Origin of the sequence: Serratia sp. 1D1416 (assembly GCF_003641105.1) — a bacterium.
Lineage (GTDB): Bacteria > Pseudomonadota > Gammaproteobacteria > Enterobacterales > Enterobacteriaceae > Serratia > Serratia ficaria.
In genome coordinates, this window is record NZ_CP032738.1 from 2,078,680 (window position 1) to 2,099,206 (window position 20,527).

Consider the following 20,527-nt stretch of genomic DNA (forward strand, 5'->3'; position numbering starts at 1 on the left):
ATGAAAACCAGCGAACTTGATAACCTGATCGTCGTTTATTTCGGTCAAGATTATGACCTGATAAACGAAGACGGCGATATTGCCGCACTGATCGCAGAGTACATTCGTCTGGCGACTCATCAGCAGCGCCAGGCTTTGGCCGATGAGATAGATGCGTTACTGGCGCAGGATAATGTGGAGTCATTATTCAACCAACGTTTCGGCTTTACCTTCAGCCCCGAGCTATGGGGAACCACGGTTCCCGCATTCTTGCAGCAGGCCAGAAGCGCCGCTGTGAAAGCGCTTTGAGCACCATCGTGATGCGCAATCACTTCAGCGAGCTCAGTAGCTTATTCTGCATTTACTTCGGGCAGGATTATGACCTGTTTACTGACGCCGAAACTACAGAGGGAGTGATAGACGGCTTTCTTGAGCAACACGGCAGTCAAATCATCCGCGATATCCTCGAGGAAGCGAAAGCGTTTCAGGCTACCTATGCAGGGCGTATAGACGAAGGAATGGCGGAGCATTTTCCAAATGAGTTTGTACCGGAAAGTTGGGATATTACGGCGGTAGAGCTCTTTGCCATACTGCAACGGAAAGCAGCGCAAAAGCTGGAATAGCTCAAACGAACTTAAGCACTCCTCCGCCCCCCACTAACCCCCCAGGCGCCCGAACTTCTCCGGCCCCTGGGGCAAAGCCAACCTACCCCAAATCCCCCCCATTGCTGGCAATCACCTGCTTATACCACCAGAAGGATTTTTTGCGGGTGCGGGCGAGGGTGCCGTTGCCCTGGTCGTCGCGGTCGACGTACACAAAGCCGTAGCGCTTGCTCATTTCGCCGGTCGAGGCGGCCACCAGGTCGATGCAGCCCCAGGTGGTGTAGCCGATCACCGGCACGCCGTCGGCGATGGCGTCGGCCATGGCGCGGATGTGTTCGCGCAGGTAGCTGATGCGGTAGTCGTCTTCTATCTCGCCTGCTGCATTGAACTCATCGTGCGCGCCCAGGCCGTTTTCCACCAGGAACAGCGGCTTTTGGTAGCGGTCGTACATCATGTTCATGGTGATGCGCAGCCCCAGCGGATCGATGCCCCAGCCCCAGTCGCTGCGCGGTACGTGCGGGTTCGCCAGCGATTTCACCACGTTGGCGGCGCTGCTGTTGTTGTCGTTCATGTCGGCGGAGGCGCAGCGCGAGGCGTAATAGCTGAAGGAAACGAAGTCGACGGTGTGTTTCAGGATGTCGGCGTCTTCCGGCGCCATGGCGATGCTCACGCCTTTCTCGCGGAATACGCGGGCGGCGTAGGAGGGGTAAGCGCCGCGCGCCTGCACGTCGATAAAGAACAGGTTCTCGCGGTCTTTCTCCAGCGCGGCCCACACGTCTTCCGGCTTGCTGGACCAGGGGTAGAAATTGCCGCCGGCCAGCATGCAGCCCACCTGGTTGGCGGGGTTCACCTCATGGGCGATGCGCGTCGCCAGCGCGCTGGCCACCAGCTCGTGGTGCGCGGCCTGGTATTTCACCTGCTCGGGGTTTTCGCCCGCTTCGAACACCAGCCCGGCGCCGGAAAACGGGCTGTGCAGCAGGATGTTGATTTCGTTGAAGGTCAGCCAGTATTTCACCAACCCGTCGAAGGCTTCGAAGCAGGTGCGGGCATAGCGGGTGAAAAACTCCACCATCTTGCGGCTGCGCCAGGAGCCGTATTCGGTCACCAGGTGCATCGGCACGTCGAAGTGGCACAGGGTCACCAGCGGCTCGATGCCGTATTTGCGGCACTCTTCGAACAGGCTGCGGTAGAAGGCGATGCCCTCGGGGTTGGGCGTTAGCTCGTCGCCGTTGGGGTAAATCCGGCTCCAGGCGATGGAGGTGCGGAACACGCTAAAGCCCATCTCCGCCATCAGCGCGATGTCGTCGCGGTAGCGGTGGTAGAAATCGATGGCGTCGTGGCTGGGGTAAAACTCGTCGTCGCGCAGGCTAAAGCGCTTCTCCAGGCCGAGTTTGACCGCCATGCGGTTGGCGCCGTGCGGGATCATATCGACCGTGGTCAGCCCTTTCCCGCCCTCGCGATAGCCGCCTTCCGCCTGGTTGGCGGCCAGGGCGCCGCCCCATAAGAACCCTTGCGGGAATGTTGAATCAGACATGCAATCCTCAATAATTACCCGTCATACTTGAAGCTGCCTCTGTGTTGGCTGCGCCCGCACACCTCAGTCACTTAGCTGACTAAGCTCCTGGGGATATACGGCCTTGCCGCCGTGATGCAACTCCAATTATTTAGGGTAAAAAATAGTGCGTTAATGGGTCGCGTTAGCGGTATTCGCCGCAGGCGCAGTGGCCGCCGTTGGGGCCGCTTCGCTTTCCGGAATGTCTTCGAAGCCCAAAATCAGCGTGAGTACGAAAGACAGCACCACGGAAAGCGCCATCACCGCCACCACCCACACCATGCTCATCGGGTTGGCCGGGTCGAAGAACTGCACGCTGGTGAACAACCCGGGCGAGGCCATCGAATGGCTGGCCAGCCCGCCGATGCCGGCGACCGCGCCGCAGACAAAGCCGCTGATCAGGCTGGCGATCAGCGGGCGTTTCAGCCGCACCGCCACGCCGTACAGCGCCGGTTCGGAAATCCCCGCCACAATGGCGGAGGCGGCGGCGGCCAATGCGGTCTGGCGCAGCTCGCGGTTCTTGGTTTTGAACGCCACCGCCAGCGAAGAGCCGCCGAGCGACAGGTTGGCGCCAATCTCCGAAGGCATCACCATGCCCTCTTTGCCGGTTTCGGCGATGGTCTGGATGATGGTCGGGGTGAACACCCGGTGCATGCCGGTGATCACCAGCAGCGGCCAAATCGCCCCCATAATGGCGACGGAGAGCCAGCCCAGATAGCCGTGCACGGTATACACCAGCGCAGAGATGCCGCTGCCGATCCAGATGCCCAGCGGGCCGATAATCAGGATGGCGATCGGCGCGGCAATCAGCACGATCAGCATCGGCTTGAGGAAGTTCTTGGTCACCGCCGGGGTGATGCGGTCTACCCCGCGTTCGATGTGCGACAGGATCCAGGTCATCACCAGCGCCGGGATCACCGTGTAGGTGTATTTCACCGCCGTCACCGGGATGAAGGCGAACTCCACCGCCTGGCCCTGCGCCGCCTTGGCCATCAGATCGATAAAGTTGGGGTGCACCAGCACCCCGGCGATGGCGATCGCCAACGACATGTTGGTTTTGAACTTCAGCGCCGCAGAGGCGGCGACCATCACCGGCAGGAAGAAGAACGCGCCGTCGCCGATCACGTTCAGGATGATCAGGGTCGAGGAGCCTTTTTCGAATGCCCCGGCCATATCCAGGATCATCGCCAGCAGCTTCACCATGGATCCGCCGATGATGGCGGGGATGAGCGGCGACATGGTGCCCACCAGCGCGTCGAGAATGCCGGCGCCGATGCCTTTCAGGGTGAGCTGGCGTTTTACCGGGGCGGCGGGGGCCGCCGCACCCGGCATGCCGAGCGCCTGCACCGCCTGGTAAGCCCTGGCCACCTCGTTGCCGATGATCACCTGGCACTGCTCGCCGCTGTGCACCACGCCCAGCACGCCGTCGATGGCTTTCAGCGCGGGCGTGTCGATCAGCGCCCGGTCCTTAACAACGAATCTCAGGCGGGTCATGCAGTGCGTCACGGCGTCGATATTGCCGAGGCCGCCCAGCGCTTGCACGATGCGGCGCGAGATCTCTGCGTAGTTTTTCGGCATAAAGTTGTCGTCTCTTTTCAGGAATTCGGATTGCCTAAAGGCGAATTTTTACTGCCTGGGCGATCCGCCGTTCCATCTGAATGAAACGCCCATAAGAAACCGGTTTCACAAAATCATGAAGTGGTATTATTTATCTGGCAAGAATTATGATTTTTGGGTTTTCATTTTCGTGATCTGGATCGCCGCAGGAGGCAGGGCCAGGGAGCGAGCGAGAGTGAAAACGTTTCAAACCCGGGGCGTCTTGGGTAGACTGCGGTGAACCATGGATTTTAACGGCGCACAGATGGCAACAATACTTGAGGTGGCGAAAAAGGCCGGCGTTTCAAAGGCGACGGTGTCGCGCGTTTTGTCCGGCAGCGGCTATGTCAGCCAGGCGAAGCGTGCGCTGGTGGATCGGGCCATCGCAGAGACCGGCTACCGGCCCAACCTGCTGGCGCGCAACCTGGCGACCAAAACCACCCAGACCATCGGCCTGGTGGTCACCAACACCCTCTACAGCGGCAACTACTTCAGCGAGCTGATGGCGCAGTCGGCGCGCATCATGGAAGAAAACGGCCGCCAGCTGATCCTGGCGGACGGCAAACACACCGCCGAAGAAGAGCGGGCCGCCATTCAGTTTCTGCTGGATCTGCGCTGCGACGGCGTGATCATCTACCCGCGCTTTTTGTCGATCGCGGAAATGGACGAGATCGTTTCCCGGCACCGGCAGCCGATACTGGTCATCAACCGCCGCCTGCGGCTGAACGACAGCTACTGCATCTTCAGCGATCAGCACGCCGCCAGCGCGGCGGCGGTGGCGCACCTGATTGCGCGCGGCCACCGCGATATCGCCTTCATCACCGGCTCGCTGGATTCGCCCACCGCGCTGGAGCGCCTTTCCGGCTATAAATCCGCGCTGGCGCAGCAGGGCATCGCGCTCAACAACGGGTTGATTGTCGAAGGCAAGTGGAACGCGCAAAGCGGCATGGCGGCGGTCGATGCGCTGCTGGCCGGCGGCCAGGCGTTCAGCGCCATCGTCGCCGGCAACGACGAAATGGCCATCGGCGCGATCAAGCGCCTGACCGAATGCCGGATCCCGGTGCCGTCCGCGGTGTCGGTCATCGGCTTCGACGACATCCCGCTGGCGCCTTATACCGTCCCCTCGCTGTCCAGCATGAAAATGCCGGTCACCGAGATGATCAAGGAAACCATCAACCGCCTGGTGTCGATGCTGGACGGCGGCGAGCTGAGCAAGCGCCCGACCTTCCCGGCCTGCCTGATCGAGCGCGAGTCGGTGGCGGCGGGGCCGTATTTAGAGGTTGTATAATGAGTTTGGTCATAATCGAGCGCTTAATATCATATGGAAATAATTTTTCATCGGAATGTTAATGTTTTTTGGATCATACTTTGGCCAGCCCGTACTATCAAAATGCGTATTTCCAAAGTTGTTTTTTTAACATGCTGATTAAGCTGAGTTTATTAAATCTAGTTTTTACCTATCGGAGCGTCTTTATGAGATTTTAACCTGACTGCAAGCTCTACTATTTCTAATAAGTAAGTGTAGTGGCCTATGATTTTCTTTAAGAAAATTGCACCAAGTGATAAACCAAGTAAGAATGCTAGCACATAAATTGTTATGTCATCTAAATAGTTGTAGTTGCGATTTGTTATTGAATTCGTTTCGAGTAATTTGTCAATAACTCCTGTTTCTTTTATATGTGTATAAATAAGTCCTACCATGGATATAATGGCCGTTTTCTCTCCAAAAAAACCACTTATTCTTTTTGAAATTCGTGATATTTTTTTATTCAACCAAAAGGAGAGGTGGTTTAACTCTTCTATTTCATATGGCATCAAATTTTTTGCATATTCTTGGTCATGATCTATCTCTGCAATTAAATTATTTATTTCTTCTTTTTTCCAGTTCTTTAAATTAAATAATTCATTGGCGGCTGGTATTATTATTGCTAGATGTCCTGTTATCAAGCACAGAATAGATAATAATAATGCTATGCTTTCCAATGTACCAAATTCTTCTGTTTTTATACGATTTTTATTATTTAAAAATGAGTTGAAAAACCAAATTAACATTGTCAGCGTAAATGAAGTGAAACTTGTGATAAATAGCCAGCGGCTTATTCCGTTAACAACCCTACTTACTTTATTCTGTGCTGGGAGGGGTTTGTAAGGAGAAAATGATTTAATTATGGATATCAGTTGATTGGTTCTAAACATCGCATTTCCTTATGTTTGTCAGTAATCGTTTATTTGACCTCTGATAGTAGCACGGACAATTTTTTTAACAACTTTGAGTGTCGATTTTTACAGGTTTTCCATTGGGGTTTTATATTTCACCCTTGATTTAAAACTAAGCCGAATATAGTGATTTCTTTATAAATTAATTTGTTAAAGCGGATGAGCGAGAACTCATCCTTTGCTTCGTTCAATGACAGTACTGATTAACCCAACCCGCCAATCCTTCCCCGGATCTCCTCCTCCGGCAAGTCCACGCCGATAAACACCAGCGTACTGCGGCGCTCCTCATCCGGCAGCCACTCGCGGTCCCAGTCGGCGTTATACAGCCGCTGCACGCCCTGGAACAGCAGGCGGCGCGGTTCGTCCTTAATCGACAAAATGCCCTTATAGCGCAGCAGGCTGTCGGCGTATTCCAGCAGCAGGCCTTCCATCACCTCGGAAATCTGCATCAGCTCGAGCGGCTGGTCGTGATACACCACGATCGAGCCAATGTCGTTCTGCGGCTGCGGAATGCGGCGGAACAGCGGGGCGGGCGGCGCCAGGTTCAGCCGGTCGTTGAGCGTAAAGCCTTCGATGTCGAACAGCAGGCCCAGCTCGATATCGCCGTGCGTAACCTTGTGCACCGGCGCGCGGGCGTTCATCCGTTGCAGGCGCTGGATCAGCGCTTCGCAGTCCGGCGCCACGTCGGTTTTGCTCAGCAGAATGCGGTCGGCGTAGCCTACCTGCGCCTGCGCGATGCTGAACTGGTTCAACTGCTGCTCGGCGTGCGCCGCGTCCACCAGGGTGATGATGCCGTCCAGCAGGAAGCGCTCGCAGAGGATCGGGTGCGAGAAAAAGGTCTGGGCGATCGGGCCGGGATCGGCCATGCCGGTGCATTCGATGATCAACCGATCGAACGCCAGCTGGCCGCTGTCTGCGCCGTCCAGCAGATCCAGCAGCGCGTCCGCCAGCTCGTTGGATTTGCTGCAGCAGATGCAGCCGTTGCTCAGGGTGGTGATGCGGCTGGCGCGGTCGCCGATCAGCGCGTTGTCGATCGGCACCTCGCCGAATTCGTTCTCGATGACCGCAATCCGGTAGCCGTGCTCGGCGTTCAGGATATGGCGCAGCAGGGTGGTTTTGCCGGCGCCCAAAAAGCCGGTCAGAATGGTGACTGCGATGGGTTTCATTACGGGTCCTTATTCACTGCAAATCAACAGCAGCGCATGCCGCCTTTGCCGTCGCCGCCGTAGCGCGCCTGCTGGCGTTCGCGGAAAAATTCTTTATAGGTCATCACCGGCTTGTCCGGGTGGTTGTCTTTCATGTGCTGGACGTAGGTATCGTAGTCGGGCACGCCCACCAACATGCGCGCCGCCTGCCCGAGATATTTACCTGCCTGGCCGAGATTTCCGAACATAGCCTGTCCTTATTGATTGAAGAGAATACCCTGCGTAATAGATCTCATTATACCCAATAGATTTCAAGTTGCAGGTAGGCGGCAACTGAACGAGTCCCCAGGAGCTTGGTCCACCAAGTGACTGGGGTGAGCGAAGGCAGCCAACACCCCTGCGACTTGAAAGATGAAGGGTATATGCAGGGTATCCGCTAAATCACATCAATGTTGTGGTGAAACTTTGACTTCCCCCTCGGTTACGCCATCGGCGGGCGCTTCTTCAGGTACCGGCACGTATGGCGTTTCCTGGTCGGTGCGTTTAGGGTTCTTGTGCGCCGCCATGGCGGTTTTCACCCCGAAGAAGATGATGCTGTACACCACCAGCAGGAACAGAATGCTCAGCCCGGCGTTGGTGTAGTTGTTCACCACTATGTGGTTCATGTTGGCTATCTGCTGCGCGCTCAGCTCGGCGCCGCCCTCGGCGATTTTGCGCTTATACTCGCCGGCCAGGAAGAAGAAGCCTTCCAGCTGCGGGTTGTCGCTGAACAGCTTCAGGCCCAGCGCGTAGGTGGTGCAGATAAGCAGCCACACCGCCGGCACCAGGGTCACCCAAACGTATTGGGCGCGCTTCATCTTAATCAGCACCACGGTGCCCAATACCAGCGCCACGGCGGCCAGCATCTGGTTGGAAATGCCGAACAGCGGCCACAGGCTCTTCACGCCGCCGAGCGGATCCACCACCCCTTGATACAGCAGGTAACCCCACAGCCCCACGCAGCCGGCGGTGCCGACGATGCCGGCCACCAGCGAGTCGGTTTTCTTCAGGAAGGGCACGAAGTTGCCCAGCAGGTCCTGCAGCATAAAGCGGCCGGAGCGGGTGCCGGCGTCCAGGGCGGTCAGGATGAACAGCGCCTCGAACAGAATGCCGAAGTGGTACCAGAAGCCCATGTTGGCGCCCGGAATTATCTGGTGGAACACGTGGGCGATGCCCACCGCCAGCGTTGGCGCGCCGCCGGCGCGGTTCAGCACCGAAGGTTCGCCGATGTCGGTGGCGGTTTGCAGGATCTGTTCCGGACTGATCACGAAGCCCCAGGAGCTGACGGCCGCCGCCGCGTGGGCGGTCACGTCCTTCAGCGAGGCCATGATCATCGGCGCGTCTTCGGTGCCCAGGCGGTGCAGGTCCGGCATGGTGATGCCCAGCGCCGCCGGCGGGGTGTTCATGGCGAAGTACAGGCCCGGCTCGATGATCGAGGCCGCCACCAGCGCCATGATGGCGACGAAGGATTCCATCAGCATCGCGCCGTAGCCGATAAAGCGCGCGTCGGTTTCATTGGCCAGCAGCTTCGGCGTGGTGCCGGAAGCGATTAATGCGTGGAAGCCGGAGACCGCGCCGCAGGCGATGGTGATAAACAGGAACGGGAACACCGTGCCTTTCCACACCGGGCCGGTGCCGTCGACGAACTGCGTCACCGCCGGCATTTTCAGCTCGGGGTTGAGGATCACGATGCCGATCGCCAGCCCGACGATCACGCCGATTTTCAGGAAGGTCGCCAGATAGTCGCGCGGCGCCAGGATCAGCCACACCGGCAGCAGGGCGGAGACGAACGCGTAGCCGATCAGCGTGTAGGTAATGGTGGTGTCTTTAAAGGTCAGCGCCGGGCCCCAGAACGGATCGTGGGCGATCACGCCGCCGAACCAGATGGAAGCCACCAGCAGCACGATGCCGATAACCGACACTTCGCCCACCCGGCCAGGGCGCAGGTAGCGCATGTAGATGCCCATAAACAGCGCGATCGGCACGGTGGAGCAAACGGTGAACACGCCCCACGGGCTTTCCGCCAGCGCTTTCACCACGATAAGGGCCAGCACCGCCAGGATGATGATCATGATCAGGAAGCAGCCGAACAGCGCGATGGTGCCCGGTATCGGCCCCATTTCCTTTTTGATGATCTCGCCCAGCGAGGCGCCGTTGCGGCGCGAGGAGATGAACAGCACCATAAAGTCCTGCACCGCTCCCGCCAGCACCACGCCGCCCAGCAGCCACAGCGTGCCGGGCAGGTAACCGACCTGCGCGGCCAGCACCGGGCCCACCAGCGGCCCGGCGCCGGCGATGGCGGCGAAGTGGTGGCCGAACAGCACGTTCTTGTTGGTCGGCACGTAGTTCAGGCCGTCGTTGTTGACCACCGCCGGGGTGGCGCGGCCGGCGTCCAGCTTCATCACCTTGCTGGCGATGTACAGGCTGTAGTAACGGTAGGCCACCAGATACACCGCCACCGAAGCGACGACTATCCACAGCGCGCTGACGCTTTCACCGCGGCGCAGCGCCACCACGCCCAGGCAGGCGGCGCCGAGTATCCCCAGCAGCATCCAGGGCAGGTGCTTTAAAATCCCCTCTCGTTTCATTGAGGTATCCTTAATTCCAGTCTGCAAAAAATGAATGGGTTCATCCGCTTATAAGATGTTTCAGGATTTGGTGCGGATATCGGTCGCGTGCTTGGTTCAGCGACAGCTCATCATCGCCGGCGGCGTGAAGGGAAGACATGCGAATTTCAGTCAGCGGTTCAATCCGTCGGGTGAACGGTTGGAAACGCGCGGTGAGCGGTTTGCTGCATAGGCAACACCCGCCCGACAGCCGCTGCTGCCAATGCAGCAGCCGATGTATCCCGTGCTTGCTCAACCTGCGGTTTTTCAACCACATCTCCCCGGCGGGCGGTTGGCACGCATCCTGCTAAAGGATTTATAACCAAAACACTGATTGCATTATCTGTAAATCAACAATGGTTATATGCACGCCGCATAACGGCGCCGACGTTCATAGGGAGAGGAAGCATGTCAGCAGCAAACAACTCGCAGCAGCCCATACGGTTCGCCTACTGGGTGCCGAACGTGTCCGGCGGGCTGGTGATCAGCAACATTCCGCAGCGCACCGGTTGGGATATCGGCTACAACCGCAAGCTGGCGCAGATCGCCGAGCGCGCCGGTTTCGACTACGCGCTCACCCAGATCCGCTTCACCGCCGGTTACGGCGCCGACAACCAGCACGAATCGGTGTCGTTCTCGCAGGCGCTGCTGGATTCCACCGAGAAGCTGAAGGTGATCGCCGCGCTGCTGCCTGGGCCGTGGAACCCCACGCTGGCGGCCAAGCAGATCGCCACCATCAGCCACCTGTCGGATGCGCGCATCGCGGTCAACATCGTCAGCGGCTGGTTCCGCGGCGAGTTCAAGGCCATCGGCGAACCCTGGCTGGACCACGAAGAGCGCTATCTGCGCTCGGAGGAGTTCATCCGCTGCCTGCGCGGCATCTGGACCGAGCCCAGCTTCACCTTCGCCGGTGACTTTTACCGCTATCGCGATTACTCGCTGAAGCCCAAGCCGCTGGATCCGCTGCCGGAGATCTTCCAGGGCGGCAGCTCGCGGGCGGCGCGCGACATGGCGGCGCGGGTGTCGGACTGGTATTTCACCAACGGCAACAGCGTGGAGGGCATTCGCCGGCAGGTGGACGATCTGCAGACCAAGGCCAGGGCCAACCGGCACCGGGTCAAGGTGGGGGTGAACGGCTTCGTCATCGCCCGCGATACCGAGCAGGAAGCGCAGGCGGTGCTGCAGGAGATTATCGACCACGCCAACCCGGAGGCGGTGCAAGGATTCGGCCACGAGGTGAAAAACGCCGGGGCGGCTTCACCGGAGGGCGAGGGCAACTGGGCCAAATCCTCGTTCGAGGATCTGGTGCAGTACAACGACGGCTTTAAAACCAACCTGATCGGCACGCCGCAGCAGATCGCCGAGCGCATCATCGCGCTGAAAGACGCCGGGGTGGACCTGATGCTGCTGGCGTTCCTGCACTTCCAGGAAGAGGTGGAGTTCTTCGGCCGCGAAGTGATCCCGCTGGTGCGCGAACTGGAGCGCCGGCGGGCCGCGGCCTGAGATCAGTAAATCTTCCTGGCGTTGATGCCGGCGGGGAAAATGCCGGTGGCGAAGATGTGCCCGTCCACCTGGATATGCTCGTCGGGCAGCATCTCCAGCGGATATTCCCCGGCCAGATAGTTGAGGAAGTTGTTGCGATCGTCGATCGAAGGGAAGCCGAGCAGATCGTAATAGAACAGCGACGCGACCAGCCCGTGATGCTCCGGGATCCGCTTCAGCAGCGCCGCCGACGGGAACGGCAGGTGGAAGAAGAACGCGCAGGCGTTCAGCAGCCCCTGCTCCTTCAGCGCCTGGCCGCAGGGCAGCAGCTGATAATCGTCGATGCAGATGATGTCGTTCGGGCACAGGTACTCGCTGGCGATATCGGCGAAGCGCCGGTTGAGCTGGCGGTAGGCGCGGTAGTTCTCCGGCGTGAAGTGCGCCTTCTCCGGCTGGTTATGGAACACCGGCCACAGGCCGTCGTGGTAGTAGCCCTGATAGTGGCGGCAAAATTCCTCGATCGACAGCGGGAAGGTCACCTGTTCATAGCCGGCGCTGTGCCGGTAGCTGACCGGCCGCCGGCCGAAGTTCTGCACCTCGCCGTTCCAGCCCAGCCACAGCCCCTGATCGTCATCTACCAGGCCGCCCGCCGACAAGCTTTGGCTGGCGCAGGCCAAATCCTGGCTGTCGTACGGCTTATTCGAGATCAACACCAAACGGGACATGGTCGCCTCCTTCTCAGTGAATGGATCGGGCGGTTTGCTGCGCGCCGCAGGCCCGCCACGGCGACAGGCCGGCCGGCGAGCTCACGCGCAGGCCGCGCATCGCCGGGTGCGCCAGGCAGCAGCGCATCAGCCAGCTGCCCAGCCCCACGCCGCGGTATTCGGCGCTGATAAACAGCAGGCTGACCGACGCCCGGGTGGCGTAGTCGGTCACCACCCGGGCGAAGCCGAGCTGGTGGCGCTTGCGGTACAGGCCAAAGCACAGGTTGCGGCTATCCAGCGCGGCCGGATCGATGTCCTGCCGCAGGCAGCGGCGCACGAAATCGGCGTCCAATAATCGCCGGTCGGTGCTGATATGAAAGGCGCCTTTGCGCCAGCACAGGATCGGTAGATGTTCAGTGAGGATCGGTAGCGACTGCATGTTCATGGTTATCCTTTTTCGGGCAAGCATATCCTGCCGCCCGCAGCGAAAACGGGCGGCGCAACAAGGGGGCGTTAAAGCATCCAGCCGAGCTCCGCGGCGGTCACCTGCTCTTCAAAGCGGTGCAGCTCGGCGCTTTTGCAGGTGTGCCACAGGCTGCAGAACGCCGGGCCGAGCAGCTCGCGCAGCGGCTGGCTGTGGCGGAACAGCGCCAGGGCCTCTTGCTGGCTGAGCGGCAGCGGCGCGGCGCCGTCGTTCTCGTAGCCGTTGGTGGCCGGCGGCAGCGGCAAAGGCTGTTCCAGCCCGTGCAGCAGGCCGCCGAGTATCGCCGCCAGCGCCAGATAGGGGTTGGCGTCGGCGCCCGCCAGCCGGTATTCGATACGCTGATTGGCGCCGTCGGCGCAGGGCAGGCGCAGCGCCACCGTGCGGTTGTTGTGGCCCCAGGAGGCGCGCAGCGGCACGTGCATGCCGGGGCGGAAACGGCGGAAGGCGTTGATGTTGGGCGCCAGGATCGCCATCGACGCCGGCATCAGCGCCAGCATGCCGGCCATCGCCTGCTGCATGTTGTCGCTCAGCTCGCCCGGCGCGCCGGTCAGCAGGTTTTCGCCGTGCTCGCCCTGCAGGCTGATGTGGAAATGCAGCCCGCTGCCGGCGGCGTGCGCGCAGGGCTTGGCCATAAAGCAGGCGTGCTGGCGGTGCCGTTCCGCCATCTGCCGCGTCAGCCTTTTCAGCGCCAGGATCTGGTCGCAGGCCTCCAGCACCCGCGGGCTGTGGTGCAGATTCAGCTCGTACTGGCCGGAGGCGGCCTCGGCCACCACCCCGCTCAGCGGCAGCCCCTGCAGGCGGGCGTGTTGTTCGATGTCGTGCAGCAGCGCGTGGTGGCGCTCGGGCGCATCCACCGCGAAGCTTTGCGTCGGGCACGGGGCGGCGTCCGCCGGTTGCTGCGGATCCTGCAGATAAAACTCCAGCTCGGCCGCCACCACCGGGAAGCAGTTACGGGCGTGCAGGCGTTTCAGCACCTGCTGCAGCACCACCCTCGGTTCCAGCTCGCAGGCGCCGCCGTCGGCGTTTTGCATCGTCAGCAGCAGCTGCGCATGGCGCTGCGGATCGCGGGCGCAGGAGCGCAGCGTGCCGGGCACCGGCAGGCACAGGCGATCCGGTTCGCCCGCCAGCTGCCCCAGCCCGCTCTCTTCAATCACCCTGCCGTGCAGGTCCATGGCGTAAATCGACAGCGGGAAATAGCAGCCTTTCTCCAGCGAGAACGCCTCGGCGATCGGCAGCCGCTTGCCGCGCAGCTGGCCGTTGAGATCGTTGAGGTAAATATCGAGCTGTTCGGTATCCGGATGGCGCTGCAGATACTGCTCCAGCTCTTTGCGGAATGAACGGCCGTGCAGGGCGGGCAGCTCCGCCAGCATAGGGTTGAAACCGATGATATTAGCGTGCATGGCGCCCTCCGAATCGAAGGCGAATAACGGCCAGAGGCAGGGATAAACGCATGAGACAACCACTCTTGTGAGGCCATATTGGCGATGTGAAAAGGGTATCTGCGGCGCGCATAACTGTCTGTAAAAACGCCGTAACGTTAACGGGCTGCGGAATAAAAATGCCGTAAAGAGCGCGGCGGGTTGACCGGGTCGGCACGGTCTATACTGGTGAGACGGGCCGTAGAAGGAGAGATAACGATGAAGAGAATAGGGCTGCTTATCGCCGCGCTGGCCGCGTTCAACGCCACTGCGTCTTCCCCACAGGCGTGGGCCAAGAGCGAACGGGCGATGCGCGCCGCCTGCCTGAAAGCCAGCGGGCTAAAAAACGCCAGGGTGGAAGGGGAGATTATTCACTACGGCGACGACGTCGGTTATTCGGCGCTGTTTATCGGCGGCCGCTACCCGCAGCCGTTTATGAAGAATAAGTCGGGCAGGGAGCTGTGTTTATATCAGCGCGCCACGCAGAAGGCGGCGGTGCAGGCGGTGGAGGGGGATTAGACCGACTTCAGGAGATAGTTCAGGAGACACATGATGATTAAGAGTGTTCCTTGTAATACTAATAGTCTGAAATCATTACGGATCCAATTTTGTAACCTGGGTGATGAAGCAGCTCGAACGAAATCGTAGGTTTTGGGGCTTACCCAAACGTTGCGAGTCAGTTTTAATTTCCGGTTGTTCAAAATCCAACGAAACCACTGGGCTTTTAGTGAAATACCGATGAAGTTAAGGTTGTCCGCCACCACGACAAAAAGTGGAACAGGGTGTTTACTCACCACATAGTGTTGATAAAAGAGATCAAACTCTTTTTTGTGAAGTCGATAGTAAATAAATTGGATAATAGCGATAAGAAGGCATAGAAAGAATAGTAATACCACCAAGAGTTTTATCTCTTTTATGTAAGGCTCAACATAATTGATCATTGGTTTTTATATATTGATTTTGATGAGATAAATAAAAGTACAACCCACGGTGATAATAATGGCCTCTACGAGCAAAAGTATAAAGTCCATCGCCAGCCACTTCTGTAGCTCAGGGGAGGCGATTTTTTGCACGAAATCGTAGGTTTTCGCATCGAGCCAAACTTGATCCCTTATTTTTATTTTTTTCCTCTTCAGGATCCAAAGAAACCACTGTGCTTTCAATGAGGTACCGAGCATGCCGAGGCTATCGGCAAAGGCGACGTAGGGCGGAATAAAATGTCCGCTGCCGGCGTAACGTCGATAGAAAGCGTCAAACTCTTTTTTATGGCGACGGTAGCCAATGAACTGGATGAAGGCGCTTAAAGCCAGCAGTATCAAACACAATATGACGATAAATTTCATCATTCACCTACTACTAACGTCGTCAAATAATCGGAACCCATGCCACCCAGTGTGGATCCTGCGGCGCCTCCTATAGCGGCTCCAGCGATACCACAAACGATCACACCTGTTCCCGCTGTTGCTACACCCAACACAATTGAACAGGCTGCAATAGCAAGACCTGCACCTGCATTCCCTGCCCAAATCCCCGCTGCTGTACTCGCAGCAAAATTACTGTACCCCTTAACCGCTATCTTGGTGCATTCCTGTTCACGGCCGCTGGTGCAGGCATTATAAACGTCATTGGTGGTGTTCAACCCGCTGAGCCCGATGCCAACCCAGCCGCCGGTTTTCATAAACTTGGCTGCGCGGCTGGCGCTGTCGACATAGTTGGAATAGCCCTTGATAGCGCCTACCCCGGCGGTGCTCCATTCATGCACCAGCGATTTGCTGGAAAGCCCCAGCGCGTGTTTGATCTGCGCATATTCTTTCATATTGAGCTGGGCACGGGTAAGGCGATTCAGTAACGGTTTTAATGTACCGAACAGCCGCGCCCGTTCTACCTGGAACTGCGTGCCGATCAGCGTGCCGCTCATGCGGAACTGATTCTGGTAGGTTTTTTCAATGTCGATCAGGATGTTTTTGATCTGGCTGAAGTAGCGATCACCGGCATCAGAGGCCAGCCCGACCAAGGTATCGCCATAGTTGGTGAAAGCGGCGATGGCGGCGTAGTTGCGGTGCAAGAATGCGGAGAAGTTACTGTCTCCGGCTTTTACCGCCTTGCTGGTGCGAGTCTTGGCCTGCATCAGCATGGCGAGCTGCACGGACTGATTGGGGTTACGCGGATCGGCGACAATCAACATCTGCCCGGGTTGCACCGTTGGCGTATCGGCATTGAGCTGCATGAAGAAGTTGGCCGCTTCCGACGGTTTGCCGCCAAACAGGTAATTGGCATGATAGGAAAGGGGACCTGCCTGCTGAGCGATGCAATAGCCCGGAGCTATCTTGCTGGACTTCTGTTCCATGTCGAATTGATCCCCCTGTTTTTTCCAGAAACTTAACATTTTCTGCAGAGTGAGAACAGGTTCTGGCTCACGCTCTCGGGGGAAGAATTCTCCGAAAGTCCGGAGTCACCCCGCCAAACTCCCCAGCGCCAGCTGCGTAATCCGTCGCTTATCGCGCAGGTACAACCGCTCGCTGCCCAGCTCCAGCATCCCCAGCGCGCCGCCGTTCTCCATGGCGAAGGCGCAAAAGTCGATATCCAAACAGTTGCCGTGCAGCGCGTTTTTCGGCTCGCCGGGCGTATGCCCGCCGATCACCCAATCCACGCCGCGCACCCTGGCGGCCGAGTTGTTCAGATAGCGCTCCCGGCCCCAGATGCAGGCCTGTTTCACCGCGTCGTCGCCGGCTTGCAATCGCTGCAGAAAGGTCGCCAGATCGTCGATTTCCGGCGGCACTTCGGCGTGCAAAATGGCATAGCGCCGCTGCCCGGCGGTGACCCGCATCACCCAAGGCATCGCCAGCATCAATGTGCGGCAATGCTGGCGCTGCCGGGCGTCGAGCTGGAAGAACCAGGCGCCGCCGTCGATATGCCACATCAGCTCCAGATCGACCGAGCCCGGCTGGGCGAACCACTCCAGCGCCCGCGCTTCGTGGTTGCCGCGCACGGCATAAAACCAGGGTTGGCTAAGCAGCTCCAGGCACTGCAGGCTGGCGTGCCCGCGGTCGATCAGATCGCCGACCGCCAGCAGGCGATCTTTGCCGATGTCGAAGCCGACGTGGTCGAGCAGCGATTGCAGCGCTGGCAGGCAGCCGTGCAGGTCGCCGACCGCAAAGTCCCGTCCGGCGGCGTTGGTGGGGAGATTGAGTATCATAAGGACGCTCCTGTAAGTGGGGGCGCAAGCAGCTCCGTCGATAGTTTTACTGTAGTTGTTTTGCCGTCTAGCGAGCAAAAGACGTAAATTCAAGATATTGTATTTATAGACTGTAGTTTATATTTTATGCTTACGGATACCGTGGACCAAGGAGATGTAATGAGCACCTTAAAAGAATTGCTGGCTTCGCGCTCTCCGGAGAGCCGGCAACGCATTCAGGAAATGGCCGAGGAAATGCTGTTCGCAACGCGTCTGTACGAGCTGCGGGAAGCACTGAATATTTCTCAGCGGGAATTGGCGGGCAATCTTGGCATTTCCCAGCCCTCAGTGGCGGCAATAGAGCAACGCGGCAACGAGCTGAAGATCTCAACGCTAAAGCGCTATGTTGAGGCGATGGGCGGAACGCTGCGTTTGGATGTTGAGCTGCCCGACGGCAAACACCTGGGGTTTAGGGTATAAGCGAATCGCGCCAATAGGCCGTGATGCATTACGCCCCCACCGCCATTTCCCGCTCGATCACCGTCGCCAGCGCCTGGGCGGCGGAAGAGAGCTGATGCTGCGCCAGGCGGATCAGGCCCACCCGCCGTTCGATGAGCGGGCCAAACAGCGGCACGCACACCGCCCCCAGCTCGCCCATCTGTTGTTCGCACAGCGCCGAATCCTTCGGTATCACCGCCTGGGCCGCGCTCCGTAATAATATCCATGCGTGATGATTTACCGGGTGTAATAATATTTATTTGTTATTAGTTAGAGCCATTCCCGGGTAATAACGCCGGTTTTATCGGTTCAAAAAATGCCGATTGGTTTATTTCGCGTTCGATTTATTACATTCCCTTTCTTCCGGTTACAGTTGAATACCTATACGGTTAAAATTAATTCTTCCTGCCAATAACCATAGGTTATGAAATGAATTTTTAACTCTTGCGCCATTCGCACACATCGGGTAATTGTTTATGCGTGGCTTTAGACCACCGTATTTATAAAAATAACTTTTTCGGGCAGGGGTAATAATGAGAAATATAACAGCGCCAATATTCATTGGCGGCGTCGTGCTGTCGGCGTTATCCGGCGGCGCGCAGGCCGAGATCACCATTTTAGATAAAAACCCGCAGAGCAATGTGTTGCTGGCGCCGCTCAGTTTAAAAGTGGGCGGCAGCATTCGCCCCGAATGGATCTTCAATAACGGCCCGGAGCCGGGCTATTACAAAAACGGCCACGACGGCGGCACGCGTTTTCGCTTCGGCGGCGACTATGCGCTGACGCAGGACACCTCGATCATCGGCTACTACGAGTGGGGCGTCGACCTGGCGCACGCGCTGAGCTGGGACGGCCACTACAACGAAGACGGCAAGCGCGACTATCAGCGCCAGCTGTACGCCGGCTTTAAAGACGATCGCTACGGCACCCTGACCTATGGCCATCAATACGGCATTTATTATTCCGTGGTCGGCATCAAAAGCGACGTCTGGGATAACGACGGTCATGCGGGCGGCACCGGCATCGGTATTTCCGGCGACTACGACGGCGGCAATAAGCCGAAGAACAGCATCAAATACACCAACGATTTCGGGCCGGTCACCTTATACGCCAACTATTTATTGCCGGAAGACGATCTGCACACCGCCGATAATCTCAGCTACCGGCGCAAGGGCGGCGGCGGGTTGGGCTTAGATTATAAGGTGACGAAGGCATTGACCTTCAGCGCGGCCTACAGCTACACCGACGCGAAGATTAAAGACAACCTGTATAACGAGAAAGACTATCACCAGCAGCTGTCCGGCACCGCGCTGACCTGGCAGCCGAACAACTGGTATATCGTCGGCACCGCCAGCTATTACAAAGACTACGTGCCGAGCACCCGCGAACGCACGCTGTCGCACTTCTTCGCCGGCGACGGCTATGGCCTGGAGGGCTTCGTCGGCTATACCTTCAACATCGACAAGCCGTTCCTGAAGTCCATTCAGCCTTACGTGGCGGCGGATTCGCTGCAGCTGAAGGGCGACGAAGAATACCACGCCAACCACGTTTACCTCGGCGCGGGCACCACCATCGGTTATGGGCTGTCGGTGTACCTCGAACGCACCCTGGCCAACAGCAGCGACCAAGAGCCGGACTCCACCTGGATCACGGTGTTTTACGACTTCTGAGGCGTCACTCGAGCCGGCGAAACGCCGGCTTTTTTACATGGTGATGGCGCCGTCGGCCGCCTGGCCCGAGGCGCTTCTCTCGGCCAGATAACGCGCCGGCGGTTTCCCCACCGCCTTTCTGAACATGGTGACGAAGCCGCTGGCGCTTTCGTAGCCCAGATCCAGCGCCACCGTTTGCACGCTTTCCCCCCGGGTCAGCCGCTGCAGCGCCAGCATCACGTGCAGCTGGCGCCGCCAGTGGCCGAAACTCATGCCCATCTGTTGCTGCAGCGTGCGGCTGAGCGAGCGTTCGCTCATGCCGATGCGCTGCGCCCACTGGCGGAGGGTCGATTTGTCCGCCGGGCAGCTCAGCATGCCTTCGGTCAACTGGCGGATGCGCGCATCGTCGGACACCGGCAGGTGCAGGTTCTCTATCGGCGCGGCCGCCAGCTGATCCAGCAGCACCGCCGTCAGCCGTCCCTCCGGTCCCTGCTCATCATAGAATGGGTCGAAGGTGCTGGTTTGCAGCAGCAGTTCGCGCAGCAGCGGCGAGACCGCCAGCGTACAGCAGTTCTGCGGCAGATGCGCGGCGGCGCGGGGATCGACGAACAGGCAATAGGCTTCGGTCGAGCCGGCCCCCTGGGCGTTGTGCAGCACGTTGCCCGGCATCCACAGCGCACACTGCGGCGGCACCAGCCACAGGCCGTTCTCCACTTCGCAGCGGATCATGCCGCGCACGGTGTAGATCAGCTGGGCCTTCTGGTGGCGATGCGGGGCCACTTCCCAGTCTTGATCAATGGTGGAGCTTTGCACCGCAAAGATGGCGCGCGGTACCCGATCGATGTCAAAGCGCGGGCGGGTGATCTGTACTGTCATGAGAACTATTCTCACTTTGGCGTAAATGAAAAATATTATGTCCTGATTACGCAATGCGGTCCAGCGCCGTCGCCGATAAAGTAAGCGCCTGCGGCAAGCGCTTTTTCAGGAGACTAATAATGGCATTAGATACCGCTCACTTTCCGCTGGTGTGGATGCGCCAAAGCGGGCGCGATACCCAGGCCGAGCTGGCCGCGTTCGGCGCCCTGCTGGCGCGCGCCGAGCCCTTCGTCATTTTGTCCGATCGCCGGGTGGGCGACGCCGGGGAGGAACCCAACCGCGACGAACGCACCCGGGTGGCGCTGTGGAAGCGCGATAACCGCCAGGCGCTGAAGCTGTGGGTGAAGGGCATGATCATGCTCGAGCCGGACGCCGCGCAATGCGCTGCGGCCGAAGCCTTCGCCGAATACGCCGCCAAATTCTGGGGCTACCCGGTGCTGGTCGCCGCCGACGAGGCGCGGGCGCGGCTGCTGGCCGTCACTTTACTGAGCTAACGAGGAGATGC

At 58.8% G+C, this 20,527-nt stretch carries 22 protein-coding genes; 8 read left to right on the forward strand and 14 right to left on the reverse strand.

From position 1 onward, the window contains the following. Window positions 1-288: a contact-dependent growth inhibition system immunity protein gene (locus D7I37_RS09795; RefSeq protein ID WP_061794786.1), complete on the forward strand. Its 288-nt coding sequence runs from the start codon at window positions 1-3 to the stop codon at window positions 286-288. Continuing rightward, a complete protein-coding gene (locus D7I37_RS09800) occupies window positions 285-602 on the forward strand; it encodes a contact-dependent growth inhibition system immunity protein (RefSeq protein WP_129543623.1) in 318 nt (105 codons plus the stop codon). The genes D7I37_RS09795 and D7I37_RS09800 overlap by 4 nt, the downstream gene beginning before the upstream one ends. 82 nt (window positions 603-684) lie before the next feature. On the opposite strand, the gene D7I37_RS09805 is transcribed toward D7I37_RS09800, so the two are convergent. Both D7I37_RS09805 and ascF read right to left on the reverse strand, forming a co-directional pair. Further along, complete coding sequence (locus tag D7I37_RS09805) at window positions 685-2,115, reverse strand: 6-phospho-beta-glucosidase (protein ID WP_129543624.1); 1,431 nt, start codon at window positions 2,113-2,115, stop codon at window positions 685-687. Between the two features lie 150 nt (window positions 2,116-2,265). Then, entirely contained in the window at window positions 2,266-3,711 is a 1,446-nt protein-coding gene (gene ascF / locus D7I37_RS09810) for a PTS cellobiose/arbutin/salicin transporter subunit IIBC (protein ID WP_129543625.1), read from the reverse strand. A 283-nt stretch (window positions 3,712-3,994) separates the two neighbouring features. Between ascF and D7I37_RS09815 the strand changes: the two genes are divergently transcribed. Then, complete coding sequence (locus D7I37_RS09815) at window positions 3,995-5,017, forward strand: LacI family DNA-binding transcriptional regulator (protein ID WP_129543626.1); 1,023 nt, start codon at window positions 3,995-3,997, stop codon at window positions 5,015-5,017. Between the two features lie 158 nt (window positions 5,018-5,175). Here D7I37_RS09815 and D7I37_RS09820 read toward each other — a convergent pair whose 3' ends face one another. From D7I37_RS09820 to D7I37_RS09835, 4 genes are all read right to left on the reverse strand, one after another. Continuing rightward, on the reverse strand, window positions 5,176-5,925 hold the full coding sequence (locus D7I37_RS09820; RefSeq protein WP_129543627.1) for a hypothetical protein: 750 nt from the start codon (window positions 5,923-5,925) through the stop codon (window positions 5,176-5,178). 224 nt (window positions 5,926-6,149) lie between these two features. Further along, on the reverse strand, window positions 6,150-7,112 hold the full coding sequence (yjiA, locus tag D7I37_RS09825; RefSeq protein WP_061794793.1) for a GTPase: 963 nt from the start codon (window positions 7,110-7,112) through the stop codon (window positions 6,150-6,152). Window positions 7,113-7,135: 23 nt separating this feature from the next. Further along, complete coding sequence (locus tag D7I37_RS09830; protein ID WP_004953088.1) at window positions 7,136-7,339, reverse strand: YbdD/YjiX family protein; 204 nt, start codon at window positions 7,337-7,339, stop codon at window positions 7,136-7,138. A 198-nt stretch (window positions 7,340-7,537) separates the two neighbouring features. Then, entirely contained in the window at window positions 7,538-9,718 is a 2,181-nt protein-coding gene (locus D7I37_RS09835) for a carbon starvation CstA family protein (RefSeq protein ID WP_129543628.1), read from the reverse strand. A 426-nt stretch (window positions 9,719-10,144) separates the two neighbouring features. Between D7I37_RS09835 and sfnG the strand changes: the two genes are divergently transcribed. Further along, the gene (sfnG, locus tag D7I37_RS09840) at window positions 10,145-11,239 is read left to right on the forward strand and encodes a dimethylsulfone monooxygenase SfnG (protein WP_061794796.1); all 1,095 of its coding nucleotides are present in this window, start codon (window positions 10,145-10,147) and stop codon (window positions 11,237-11,239) included. A gap of 2 nt (window positions 11,240-11,241) precedes the next feature. Here sfnG and D7I37_RS09845 read toward each other — a convergent pair whose 3' ends face one another. The 3 genes from D7I37_RS09845 to D7I37_RS09855 all read right to left on the reverse strand — a co-directional run bounded on the left by D7I37_RS09845 (window position 11,242) and on the right by D7I37_RS09855 (window position 13,806). Beyond that, on the reverse strand, window positions 11,242-11,943 hold the full coding sequence (locus D7I37_RS09845) for a trehalose-6-phosphate synthase (protein WP_129543629.1): 702 nt from the start codon (window positions 11,941-11,943) through the stop codon (window positions 11,242-11,244). 13 nt (window positions 11,944-11,956) lie between these two features. Continuing rightward, the gene (locus tag D7I37_RS09850) at window positions 11,957-12,367 is read right to left on the reverse strand and encodes a GNAT family N-acetyltransferase (protein ID WP_061794798.1); all 411 of its coding nucleotides are present in this window, start codon (window positions 12,365-12,367) and stop codon (window positions 11,957-11,959) included. A gap of 68 nt (window positions 12,368-12,435) precedes the next feature. After that, window positions 12,436-13,806 carry a glutamine synthetase family protein gene (locus D7I37_RS09855; protein ID WP_129543630.1) on the reverse strand — a complete coding sequence of 457 codons (1,371 nt, stop codon included), beginning with the start codon at window positions 13,804-13,806 and terminating at the stop codon, window positions 12,436-12,438. 237 nt (window positions 13,807-14,043) lie between these two features. Between D7I37_RS09855 and D7I37_RS09860 the strand changes: the two genes are divergently transcribed. Further along, the gene (locus tag D7I37_RS09860) at window positions 14,044-14,343 is read left to right on the forward strand and encodes a hypothetical protein (RefSeq protein WP_061794800.1); all 300 of its coding nucleotides are present in this window, start codon (window positions 14,044-14,046) and stop codon (window positions 14,341-14,343) included. Between the two features lie 428 nt (window positions 14,344-14,771). Here the strand turns inward: D7I37_RS09860 and D7I37_RS09870 are convergent, their stop codons facing one another. The 3 genes from D7I37_RS09870 to D7I37_RS09880 form a co-directional block, all read right to left on the reverse strand. After that, window positions 14,772-15,170, reverse strand: coding sequence for a hypothetical protein (locus tag D7I37_RS09870; RefSeq protein WP_371415254.1), 399 nt, complete (start codon window positions 15,168-15,170; stop codon window positions 14,772-14,774). Then, entirely contained in the window at window positions 15,167-16,171 is a 1,005-nt protein-coding gene (locus D7I37_RS09875; RefSeq protein WP_129543631.1) for a hypothetical protein, read from the reverse strand. Before D7I37_RS09875 ends, D7I37_RS09870 begins: the two co-directional genes overlap by 4 nt. A 105-nt stretch (window positions 16,172-16,276) precedes the next feature. Beyond that, window positions 16,277-17,020: a metallophosphoesterase gene (locus D7I37_RS09880; RefSeq protein ID WP_129543632.1), complete on the reverse strand. Its 744-nt coding sequence runs from the start codon at window positions 17,018-17,020 to the stop codon at window positions 16,277-16,279. A gap of 159 nt (window positions 17,021-17,179) precedes the next feature. On the opposite strand from D7I37_RS09880, the gene D7I37_RS09885 reads away from it, so the two are divergent. Then, entirely contained in the window at window positions 17,180-17,479 is a 300-nt protein-coding gene (locus D7I37_RS09885; RefSeq protein ID WP_129543633.1) for a helix-turn-helix domain-containing protein, read from the forward strand. Between the two features lie 28 nt (window positions 17,480-17,507). Here D7I37_RS09885 and D7I37_RS09890 read toward each other — a convergent pair whose 3' ends face one another. Further along, the gene (locus tag D7I37_RS09890) at window positions 17,508-17,693 is read right to left on the reverse strand and encodes a hypothetical protein (RefSeq protein ID WP_237648766.1); all 186 of its coding nucleotides are present in this window, start codon (window positions 17,691-17,693) and stop codon (window positions 17,508-17,510) included. Between the two features lie 337 nt (window positions 17,694-18,030). On the opposite strand from D7I37_RS09890, the gene D7I37_RS09895 reads away from it, so the two are divergent. Then, the gene (locus D7I37_RS09895; protein ID WP_129543634.1) at window positions 18,031-19,167 is read left to right on the forward strand and encodes a porin; all 1,137 of its coding nucleotides are present in this window, start codon (window positions 18,031-18,033) and stop codon (window positions 19,165-19,167) included. A 33-nt stretch (window positions 19,168-19,200) separates the two neighbouring features. On the opposite strand, the gene D7I37_RS09900 is transcribed toward D7I37_RS09895, so the two are convergent. Further along, entirely contained in the window at window positions 19,201-20,022 is an 822-nt protein-coding gene (locus tag D7I37_RS09900) for a helix-turn-helix transcriptional regulator (RefSeq protein ID WP_061794812.1), read from the reverse strand. Window positions 20,023-20,141: 119 nt separating this feature from the next. Between D7I37_RS09900 and D7I37_RS09905 the strand changes: the two genes are divergently transcribed. Then, window positions 20,142-20,516 carry a hypothetical protein gene (locus tag D7I37_RS09905; protein WP_129543635.1) on the forward strand — a complete coding sequence of 125 codons (375 nt, stop codon included), beginning with the start codon at window positions 20,142-20,144 and terminating at the stop codon, window positions 20,514-20,516. The last annotated feature ends 11 nt before the right edge of the window (window positions 20,517-20,527 follow it).